Raw genomic sequence first — 251 nt, 5'->3', positions numbered from 1 at the left:
TCAGACGTCAAGTACAGCCTCAAGCATCAAAGCTGGTTGATTGGGAAGTGGCGGCTTCACGCCGCATGATGAGCGTCTGCTGCAAGCGCAGCAGAAAACCGGCCTCGAACGCTTCCCGGGAATCGCCTGGGCGATGACGCTTTCGCGTTTTGCGCCAGTGCCCACCATAGCGGTAGTGATGAGCCGTCAAGCCACGCCTGCGCACAACGAACGCCGTCCTCAATCATCGGGCCGAATTCATTGCCCCATGG

The 251-nt window shown here is 59.4% G+C and carries 1 protein-coding gene; it reads left to right on the top strand.

Annotation, left to right across the window (positions count from 1 at the left end; genetic code table 11):
- Positions 1-40 precede the first annotated feature (40 nt).
- Positions 41-251, top strand: a 211-nt coding sequence (locus BK660_RS32840) for a hypothetical protein (RefSeq protein ID WP_221178672.1), incomplete at its 3' end; no start/stop codon positions are given.

Origin of the sequence: Pseudomonas brassicacearum, from assembly GCF_003732265.1 — a bacterium.
Taxonomy (GTDB): domain Bacteria; phylum Pseudomonadota; class Gammaproteobacteria; order Pseudomonadales; family Pseudomonadaceae; genus Aquipseudomonas; species Aquipseudomonas brassicacearum_D.
This window is presented reverse-complemented; position numbering and strand designations above follow the sequence as displayed.